This window comes from Syntrophorhabdaceae bacterium (genome assembly GCA_036504895.1).
Lineage (GTDB): Bacteria > Desulfobacterota > Syntrophorhabdia > Syntrophorhabdales > Syntrophorhabdaceae > PNOM01.
In genome coordinates, this window is the sequence record DASXUJ010000008.1 from 93,261 (window position 1) to 103,184 (window position 9,924).

The 9,924-nt window shown below is 56.3% G+C and carries 6 protein-coding genes; 3 read left to right on the top strand and 3 right to left on the bottom strand.

What is annotated here, in order from left to right; all coding sequences use genetic code 11:
• The first annotated feature begins 300 nt into the window (after positions 1-300).
• Positions 301-1,833 carry a sigma 54-interacting transcriptional regulator gene (locus tag VGJ94_01200; GenBank protein HEY3275208.1) on the top strand — a complete coding sequence of 511 codons (1,533 nt, stop codon included), beginning with the start codon at positions 301-303 and terminating at the stop codon, positions 1,831-1,833.
• A 703-nt stretch (positions 1,834-2,536) separates the two neighbouring features.
• Here the strand turns inward: VGJ94_01200 and VGJ94_01205 are convergent.
• Positions 2,537-4,057 carry an amidohydrolase gene (locus VGJ94_01205; GenBank protein ID HEY3275209.1) on the bottom strand — a complete coding sequence of 507 codons (1,521 nt, stop codon included), beginning with the start codon at positions 4,055-4,057 and terminating at the stop codon, positions 2,537-2,539.
• A 529-nt stretch (positions 4,058-4,586) separates the two neighbouring features.
• Positions 4,587-5,516 carry a sensor histidine kinase gene (locus VGJ94_01210; GenBank protein HEY3275210.1) on the bottom strand — a complete coding sequence of 310 codons (930 nt, stop codon included), beginning with the start codon at positions 5,514-5,516 and terminating at the stop codon, positions 4,587-4,589.
• A 616-nt stretch (positions 5,517-6,132) separates the two neighbouring features.
• Here VGJ94_01210 and VGJ94_01215 point away from each other — a divergent pair.
• Positions 6,133-7,071, top strand: coding sequence for a ribonuclease catalytic domain-containing protein (locus VGJ94_01215; protein ID HEY3275211.1), 939 nt, complete (start codon positions 6,133-6,135; stop codon positions 7,069-7,071).
• On the top strand, positions 7,068-7,604 hold the full coding sequence (locus VGJ94_01220) for an RNB domain-containing ribonuclease (GenBank protein HEY3275212.1): 537 nt from the start codon (positions 7,068-7,070) through the stop codon (positions 7,602-7,604). The genes VGJ94_01215 and VGJ94_01220 overlap by 4 nt, the downstream gene beginning before the upstream one ends.
• A 1,071-nt stretch (positions 7,605-8,675) precedes the next feature.
• Here VGJ94_01220 and VGJ94_01225 read toward each other — a convergent pair.
• Positions 8,676-9,737 carry a TRAP transporter substrate-binding protein gene (locus VGJ94_01225; GenBank protein ID HEY3275213.1) on the bottom strand — a complete coding sequence of 354 codons (1,062 nt, stop codon included), beginning with the start codon at positions 9,735-9,737 and terminating at the stop codon, positions 8,676-8,678.
• Between the last annotated feature and the right edge of the window lie 187 nt (positions 9,738-9,924).

The following is a 9,924-nucleotide window of genomic DNA, read 5'->3' on the forward strand; positions in this document are numbered from 1 at the left end:
CCATCATGGTCGCCGCCTGTTCCTTCTAATAGTATGGCGGGCTTTTTTCGTGCCTCTGTTATGTTGGGGCTTATGTCGCACCTCGCCCCATGGTTTCGTAATCCCTATTCTCCTGTTCCCGCCTGTTCACCGTAATCGATGCCTCTGCTTTTACTATATACTGAAGACCATATACTAACGACTTATATGATCCTTCGACTAGCGACTAGCGACTGTTTCTCCCCGACTGCTTCTCCTCATTTGACATATGCGCCATATTCTGTGTTCAATACGTCACATATGACAGAAAGGAGAGCCTAGGTGGAGAGGGATGATTATAGATTTTTTCGGGAGATGAGCGTGCGCATTTGCGGGAGCCTGGAGATCGAGAAGGCGCTTATGAGCTGCCTTCAGTTCCTCCGTGATGTGATGCCCTTGGACGAGCTTATGCTCGTGGTCTATGACCGGGAGCTGGGCTCCACCACCATCAAAGCGATCGCGGACCTCGACGGGGGGAGGTCCTGCTCTGAGGAGACCCCGCTGCCTGCCGCGCTGAGACGGGAGTTCGAGGAGGTTCAGGTCCACCTCCGCACGCGGAGGATAAACGCCTTTGACGACCCCATCGTGAGCTATGTGGCCCGGCGGCGCCACTGGGAAGACTCTTCGCTCCTCGTCAACCGTCTCATCATCGACGGCACCTATGTGGGCGCGATCGCGGCACGGGCTGTCGGACGGGACCGGTATACAGACGAGCACCTCAGGCTCTGGGCCCTCGTGAACGAACCTTCCGCCATCGCCCTGGCCAATAACCTCCAGTACAGGGAGATCTCACGGCTCAAAGACCTTCTCGTTGACGATAAATCATATCTCGAAGAGGAGCTGCGCAAGAGGATAGGCGCACGGCTCGTGGGGGCGGAGTTTGGCATGAAGCGGGTCATGGAAGGGGTGCGCCTGGTGGCGCCGCTCACGAGCCCGGTACTCATAAGCGGCCAGACGGGTACGGGCAAAGAGCTTGTGGCCAATGCCATTCACGACCTCTCCCCGAGAAGGGAAGGGCCCCTCATACGGGTAAACTGCGGCGCAATTCCCGAGACGCTTATCGACAGCGAGCTTTTCGGCCATGAAAAAGGGGCCTTTACCGGCGCCTACGAGCAGAAGCGGGGGCGATTCGAGCGGGCCCACAAAGGGACCATATTCCTCGACGAAGTGTCGGAGCTCCCTGCGGCGGCCCAGGTGCGGCTCCTGAGGGTGCTCCAGGATAAGGAGATCGAGCGCGTAGGCGGGGCCGCCTCCGTCAAGGTCGACGTGCGGGTCATATCGGCCACGAACCGCCGCCTCCCCGACCTCGTGGCGAGGGGCCTTTTCCGCGAAGACCTTTACTTCCGCCTCAATGTCTTCCCCATCCATATCCCCACTTTAAGGGAGCGCACCACGGACATACCCGCCCTCGTGCACCACTTCATCGAAAAGAAAGGCCGCCAGATGGCCCTGCCCACGGTGCCTTCCCTCGCACCCGGAGAAATAGACAGGCTCATGGCCTACGAGTGGCCCGGCAATGTGAGGGAGCTCGAAAACGCCGTGGAAAGGGCGATAATCGTTTCCCGGGGCAAGCTTCTCACCTTTGCGGAGATCATAGGACATCTGCCGGGGCCGCGGGAAGAAGATGGCGCAGGGGTTGAACCCCCCACCACCCTCCGGGACGCGGAAACGAGGCAGATCACGCGCGCCCTCGAGAAAGCAAAAGGCAAGGTGAGCGGAAAAGGCGGCGCGGCCGAAATCCTCGGCATAAATTCGGGCACCCTGCGCCACAGGATGAGGAAACTGGGTATCCCCTTCGGAAGAAAAGCCGCCTGACCGCAGAGCCCCTCAAGATAAGTTTCCGGTATTCGGACACACTCTGTGCGGTGCACAAAGGCTGGCCGAAGGTTGGGAAGCCACGGGGACGGCAGGGCTTTATCCTCTCCGCTTCAACTGCGCCCGTCACCCTGCAAAAGACGGTTCGTCGTGCACTCGTGACGGGGCGACGTTCTTCAATATACCGGGCTTGTCTTCGTCGTCAGCTCCTCGGCGTACTTCCTTGTACGCCGCTTGAAGCGCCTACTTTTGGCTTCGGTGCCTCCTCCTTGCTGCACCGGTCTATTTTCGAAGGCCGCCCCGTCACCCGTCACCCAACTCGTCGTACCTCCTCAAACAAGGGTGACTGTCCTCCGGACGTTTCTCCTCACCGAGCGGGTCCCGACGGTGCTCGCAAGGCGCTCCAAGGATAAAGCCCTTCCGGTCCCGTGCGGTGAGATCGGGGAGAAAGAGAAATTTGAAGATAGAGGATGACCTGCCCTATTTCCAAAAGTCATACTACCAGAATTGGAACACAATAATTTCGTGATTAATGGGATAAGAACTCGGGCGGATAGCCTCCGCGGCCGCAGGGGAAGAGGACGAGCGCGCTCTGAGCCCGTAAGGGCGGAGCTGCAGGAGAGCTGATGCAAAAAGGGGGAGCCCATGGTCTCCCCCTGACTTGGCTTCGCCCCCCTTCTTCTCTTAAGTCTTTCCTGTTTCCCTATTTCTTCGCTCCCGGAACCTGGTCCGGCTCCATCCCATAGAGGTCCTTAAAGGTGGGCACCTTCGCGCCCGCGGGTATGGGCTCCTTGTAGGCGCCCAGCCTCGCAAGCTCGCCCTTGAGCTCCGCCTGGGCGTCGGCAACGAGCTTCGGGTTGGTGAGGAGTTCGAGACCCGAGGCAGCCATATACTTGCTTACCTGGAGGCCCGCTTTAAGGGATGTGGGCGTGCCGGTCTGGCAGACGGTGATCCACGAATGGAGCGGCGTGCCCCCTGCGAATGTGGCGGCCACGAATTTCACGGAAGGGAATCTCCACGTATAGTTCACGTCCATGGAGGCACCCACGAAAGGCACATCGGGAAACTTCTTGCTGAAATCGGGGACCGTGATCTTCGCGCTGTAAGGCTCTCCCTTTACCTCCTTGCCCATGTCCTTCAATATGGCCGCGCCGAGTTGCTGGTCCTCCGTGGTAAAAGGCGGGGGACCGATGAGCTTCGCCATTTCGGTGCCCATCATGGAGAGGGTCCTGTTGGGGAGATACTCGTAGACGCCCACGATGACCTGGTATTCCATCTTCGTCTGGGTCATGAGGGCGGCCCCTTTGGCGACGTCGATGAGCCACGCCCGTATGGGATCGACCTGCGCCCTCCGCTGGGTCCTGACGGTATACCAGGATTCGGCGAAGGCGGGCACGATGCTCGGCACCCCTTCGGTCTTGGTGATGGCATAGGAGATCTTCGCACCTTGGACAATGTGCTCCCTCATGTAGTTCGCGGCCACGTTCATGAGCTCGACCGCGTCGAGGGCACTTCTCCCCGCTTCAGGCGCGAAGCCCGCGTGGGACGCCTTCCCGTAGAAACGGAATTTTATGCTGTCCTGGGCCATGGAAGAGCTGTAGTCCGCGCCGTTGATGTACTCGGGGTGCCAGTCCATCATGATGTCCGTGCCATCATAGACGCCGTCCCTGTTCATAAAGGTCTTGCCCACCAGGGTCTCCTCGGCCGGCGTGCCGAAGACCTTTATGGTTCCCTTGATGCCGAATTTTTCCATGGCCTTGGTCATGGCCACTGCCGCGGTCACACTCGACGCGCCGAAGAGGTTGTGTCCGCACCCATGGCCCGGCCCTCCGGGGACGAGCGGTTTCCGTACTGTCTTCCCCGACTCCTGGGAAAGGCCGGGAAGGGCGTCGAATTCCGCGTTGAGCCCTATGACGGGTTTTCCCGAGCCCCAAACGGCCACGAAGGCGGTGGCCATCCCGGCCACGCCCTTCTGAATGGTGAAGCCGTTGGACTCGAGGTATTTCTGGAGCTTCGCGGAGGACTTGAATTCCACGAGGCTGAGCTCGGGGTTCTCCCAGACGTATCTCGCCGTCTCATCATAGACGGCCTTATTCTGATCGATCCACCCGATGGCGGTCTTCATCGCCGGAGTGAGCTCCAGGGCGGAGACCTGCGGGCAGAGAAAAGCGGCGAAGGCAATAAGGAACAGGAAAACTCCGAGTACGGCCCTGCATCTGAACATGTGAAACCTCCTCATATTTTGGATAGCGCGTCCTTGAGGCGGGATCGTATCCCTGCCGGGAGGGGCGTTACAAGCTTCCCGGCCGGCCGGATTCCCGCCTCTGAAATACATTCTCCTTCAGGCTTCGCCGAAATGCAACAGAAAAAGAGGGGCCGGAATTGAAGCTTCCGCCCCGGCCCAAAGGGCGCGGCCGGCCGGACGCCCTCCATGAAGCCGACATTTCATTCCCTAATCCCCCATCTGCTCCCGAACGCCTCGTACTTCCCTTTAAGTACAAGGTCTACCACCACTCACCCTCTTGGCAATACTTCCAACGTTCCGTCCCTTTTATTCGGGCAATGGGCCTTTTGGGGACACCCTTGACATATTGACATTTACATTTTTCTCGCCCCGGACGTGATTTTCCCATGTCCCGAAAAGCCCGGTTGGATGCTCGCGGCAGCCTTCCCATGCGATGATCAGAGGCGTCCGGCAGGGTAACATCTTAGATAGAGATGACCCTGACCCCGGACGGGTTCCCGGATGTTCGTCAGATCGCAAAAAAGAAGTGAACCCGCGTACCTTTGCCTAGCTCGGAGGAGATCTCCAGGCGTCCCCCTGCCAGGGATGCCCGTTCCCGCATGCCGAGCAGACCAAGGCCGTCCCCGCTCGAACCTCTCATGAGCGTCTCTTGCATGTCGAACCCTTGCCCGTCGTCAATAATTGAAATACGCAACTCTCCGTCACCGGCACGAAGCTCGACACGCACTTTTGCCGCGCCGGAATGGCGGACGACGTTCGTCAATGCCTCCTGGGCAATACGATAACAGGTGAGCTCCAGGAGAGGAGAAAAACGCTCCTCCGTCAGATTGGTATGAAACTCCGCCTCGAATCCCACCCTCGAAGCGAGGCGCTTCACATACCATTCCAATGCGGTGGCAAGGCCGAAATCATCGAGGATGGAGGGCCGAAGCTCGGCGGAGAGATTTCGCACCTTCCCGATCAGCTCTTCAACGGTAGGCATGCTCTCATGTATTGATGCCAGCGCCGATTCCAGGGACCGGGACCCTTCGGACCGCTTGAGCCCGATCCGAAGCGCGGTGAGGGACTGGCCGATCTCGTCATGAAGCTCGAGGGCAATATTGCGCCGCTCCGTTTCCTGTATTTCGAGGAGCCGATGGGACAGAACCCTCAGCTGCTCCGACGTGTGCTGCAGTTCCTCTTCGGTGCGGTATAGAGAAAAGGTGAGTCTCAGATGCATCACAATCAGGGGAGGGGCAACCATCATGGGGCCGAAAATACACATCGATATGGCAAATCCAATTATCGGGCGGCCGGTTAAGAGGGATGCGCACACGTAGAACAATAACGAGCCGACACAACACGGGACCACCATAGCCGCCGTGAGAGGCGCGATGCCGAAACGTTTGGCCATACGCCGCACGAAAGGAATCGATTTCTGTGACAGGTCCGCCGACATCACCTACATTGTCATCCGTAAAAGTCGGTATGTCAAGGGGAACTGCAATAGCTGGAATATTGGGCGGCCACGGGGCCGGGAGGTCTCTATCCTCTCCGCTTCAACCGCGCCCGTCACCCGCTGAAAGTCGGCTCGTCGACACTCGGCCACCCAACTCGTCGTACCTCCTCGGACAGGGGTGGCCGTCCTTCGGAGCGTTTCTCCTCACCGAGCGGGTCCCGACGGCGCTCGCAAGCCGCTCCGAGGATAAAGCCCTCCCAGCCCCGTGCGGCGGGATTGGGGAGAAAGGGAAATTTGAAGATAAAGGATAAACTGCCTACTTCCTAAAAGAGAGTTTTTTTGATTTTGCCCTACGATGCCGCGTTTCAGGTGGCAATAAATAATCGTTAACATCCCGATCCATAGAAAAGCCAATCATTCCTGAATGAACAACGGATCGACCCAATTCCCGATTCAACATGCTTCCGGTTGAAGGGGAGCAAATAAATGCATAAAATGGTATGGTGTTGAGAATAATCTCTCGGTGCATGCATAAAGAGGGTACTTATGGTTAGGCAAAAAACACTTCCTATCTTAGGGACAGTGGTCCTGTATACCAAAGCAAGGTGGATATCCAATGGATGGAATTGATAACCAGCACCGAAGTATCTTACAAAGGATCGCCCGGAGGGCAATGCTTGAACGAGGATTGTTCCCTGACTTTTCTGCCGAAGCACTCGCTGAACTAGCCACAATTGAGGGAACGGTGTCAGTAACTGACGATGGGCTCCATCGTGACCTCCGGGATCTTCCCTGGGCCTCCATTGACAATGATGATTCCCTTGACTTAGACCAGCTTACAGTCGCCTGTGTGTCGCCGGGAGATACAGTGAAGATACTGGTTGCCGTAGCGGATGTGGATTCCATTGTGAAGAACGGTTCAGCGATTGATGACCATGCCCGCCACAACACGACCTCAGTATATACCGCCGCCACAATATTTCCTATGCTTCCGGACAAGTTCTCTACAAACCTCACGTCTCTCAACTTCAAGGAAGACCGACCGGCAATTGTCATCGAGATGATGGTAGCTGCTGACGGCTCCATAGGGGGCTCCGATATCTATAGGGCGTATGTTCGCAACCACGCAAAACTCGCATACAACAGTGTTGCGGAATGGCTTGAAGGAGGAGCTGCGCCTGAGGCTCTTGCAGCCGTTACGGGCCTCGGTGAGAACCTCCGCATACAGGACCGGACAGCACAGAACATGAAGGCATTACGGCACGTTCACGGAGCCCTTGACCTTGAAACTGTTGAGGCAAGACCCGTCTTTGATGGTGATACCATCCGTGAGCTCAACATAGAAAAGAGAAACCGCGCAAAAGATCTTATCGCGGACTTCATGATTGCCGCAAACGGGGTAACAGCCCGGTATCTCTCATCAAAAAAAGTTCCATCCCTGCGTCGTGTGGTTCGGACGCCCAAACGGTGGGGCGGATTGTCGAACTCGCCGGGGAACATGGATTCGATCTTTCCCATACACCTGACCCGGAGGGATTGGAGGCTTTCCTCATGAAGGAGAAAGCGGCTGACCCGCTTCGATTCCCTGACCTCTCGCTTTCAATTGTCAAGCTTTTGGGGCCTGGTGAATACATTGCAGAACTCCCCGGGGATACCCATGCCCCGGGTCACTTTGGCCTCGCGGTCAGGGACTACACGCACTCCACCGCACCGAACCGCCGGTACCCGGATCTCATCACACAGAGGATGCTCAAATCTGCACTGAATCGCGAATCCCCGCCATATGCCATGGCCGATCTTGAAACGCTCGCCAGACACTGTACTGAGGCAGAGGATGACGCAAAGAAAGTCGAAAGGCAAGTCGAAAAATCTGCAGCAGCACTTCTTCTGGAATCAAGAATAGGAGACCGGTTCAATGCTATCGTCACCGGTGCAGCCCCCAAAGGCACCTGGGTTCGTCTTCTTGAATTTCCCGTCGAAGGGAGATTAATGCACGGTTTTGAAGGTGTTGATGTGGGCCATAGGATCAGCGTGCAACTGATTCACACAGACGTTGACCGAGGGTTCATCGATTTCAGGAGGATTTAACGATAAGAGCAGACAGTGTTCTTTGTATCTTCCTGTAGTTGTACCTGCGGCATCCCTTGACGGCATACCGGATTTGATACGGCACTCAGTGGCGCAGCCGAGAAGTTTTCGTTTGAAATTTCATCGGGGATAGAACAGAATAGATTCTATCTGGGGGGCGGCAGGAGGCAGCAAGCATGGATCTCAGCAAGAGAACGAACGGCCGTTTGTTCAAAGTTTTTGCAATAGCAGTGTCAACCGTGATTGCTGCAATTGTTTGCCAGGTGGTCTTAATCGTATTCATAGCCATGATGTATCTGTTTACCTTGCCTAATGTGGTAAAAATGCTCCTTGTAATAACCGGGTTTAGCCTATCTCTGCTGTTCGCGGTTTTTAGCTTTAGAGCGATATATAAGTATGTGAAGCGGAATACCGTGGCCGGGTAGGCGGCTGGCACGCATGTCCGCCTTGGTAGCCACAGGGGCCGCTTGTTTGCGTTGCCGACTATGCTAATTTTTTCCCGTAATCCGCAACCTGCCCAAACGACCGCGTAATCGCTTTTAGATACAAATCGTCGCCACCGATACCCCCGTCCTTTCAGCTGATTGTCAATCTTGTTATCACGTGACGGCGTAAAAAAGGTCATGAGTGACTGATCCAGTTGTTCTTGGCCTCGCCATCACCTCGATCACGCTTCACGGGAACGGGAGGGCTCTATACTCTACGCCTTGCGAGCACCGGTGGGACCCACCCGGTGAGGAGAAACGGTCCGAAGGACAGCCCAGCCGTGTCTGAGGAGCTTTGCGACGAGTTGGGTGGCTGAGTGCCGGACGAACCGTCTTCTGGTGGGTAGCGGGCGCAGTTGAAGCGGGGAGTATAGAGCCCTCCCGTTCCCGTGGCCACCAAATTTCCACCTCAATGGGAAGAGGCTGCGCTCGGCTCCGCGTTATTGCGGCATGGGCGGAGATTCATCCGTTATCGCCTGTAATCTACAATTTCAAATACTTATAGGGGAGCGGAGCTGTGGGAATGAAAAAGGGGCCACGTCCTTTCCGGAACGCGGCCCCTTTTCGCTTTAGTCTTTTTGCTCTTCTAATAATTATACGCCGTAGGCACCTTCTGGGCCTTCTCCTGGCCCTTCCAGTACTCGATGCGGTCCTTGATGAAGGCTACCCATGTATCTACCTCGGCTGCCTTGAAGCCCTTGTTGACGAGGTCTTTCTTGAAGTCTACGATCACGGGCTCCACTGCCTTCACCATCTTCGCCTGCTCCGCATCGGAGACGGGGATGACCTGGCCGCCGAGCTTGATGAAGTAGTCCCTGCCTTCGATGTCGATCTTGTTCCATTCCACGGCCCATCTCTCGAGGAACTCTCTCGAGAAGTCGGTGAAGGTCTTCTTTACATCCGGAGGAAGGCTGTCCCATTTCCTCTTGTTGAAGACAACGTAGAACTGGAAGACGCTGCCCACCTTCCAGGTGGCGGAGGCATACTTCTCCACTTCTCCGAGCTTGAATCCCTTTAAGGTCTCGAGGGGAGTGTAGGTGCCGTCGATGACGGCCCTTCTTAGTGCCTCATAGAGGTCGACCGTCTCGATAGGCATGGGGACTGCGCCCAAGGCCTTCACGATGTCGCCTATTCTGCCCGTACCCCTTATCTTCATACCCTTGATATCTTCTAAGGTCTTTACCTGCTTTTTCAAGGTCTGGACCACGTTCGGGGGGCTCGTCGAGAACATGAGGGGCTGGTAGGTATCCCATTCCTTGGGTTTGAACTTGTCGTAGAAGTCCATGGCCACGTGGGTGGCGATCCAGCTCGAGGGAAAGCCCAGAGGCAGCTCCATGACTTCCATTACCGGGAAGCGTCCCCTTGAGTAGGAGCAGTGGGAGAGGCCGATATCGGCGATACCCGAGGCTACTCCTGCGGCCATCTTGGGGGCGGTAAGGAGGGTGCCTCCCGTGTACTGGGTGACCTCTGCCTTGCCGGCGAGCTTCTTGTTGATCTCTTCACAGAACTTGCCCATCATAATGGAGTTCATGTGGGTGGGGGGGAAATAGTTCGCAAATTTGAGCTTGATCACATCGGCAGACGACACGGATGCGAGACCGAGTAAGAGTGAAACGATGAAGAGCGCTGATAGAAGCTTTCTTACCATTTTGTTACCCCCTTATTAATGTGTGTGCCTCCGGGCACGTATTCTCACTTGTAAAACACCGACGGGAGCCAGAGCGCCAGTTCAGGAAAGGCAAAGAGGAGGCCCCACATGACGCCGAGAGAGATGAGAAAAGGAGCCACTCCTTTATAGATTTTACCCATGGGCTCTTTCGTGATGTTCTTGACCA

What these genes read in the sequence shown, in the direction of transcription:
- VGJ94_01205 (HEY3275209.1), bottom strand. Translation starts at nt 4,057, where the DNA reads ATGTTCAGATGCAGGGCCGTACTCGGAGTTTTCCTGTTCCTTATTGCC.
- VGJ94_01210 (HEY3275210.1), bottom strand. Translation starts at nt 5,516, where the DNA reads ATGTCGGCGGACCTGTCACAGAAATCGATTCCTTTCGTGCGGCGTATG.
- VGJ94_01215 (HEY3275211.1), top strand. Translation starts at nt 6,133, where the DNA reads ATGGATGGAATTGATAACCAGCACCGAAGTATCTTACAAAGGATCGCC.
- VGJ94_01220 (HEY3275212.1), top strand. Translation starts at nt 7,068, where the DNA reads ATGAAGGAGAAAGCGGCTGACCCGCTTCGATTCCCTGACCTCTCGCTT.
- VGJ94_01225 (HEY3275213.1), bottom strand. Translation starts at nt 9,737, where the DNA reads ATGGTAAGAAAGCTTCTATCAGCGCTCTTCATCGTTTCACTCTTACTC.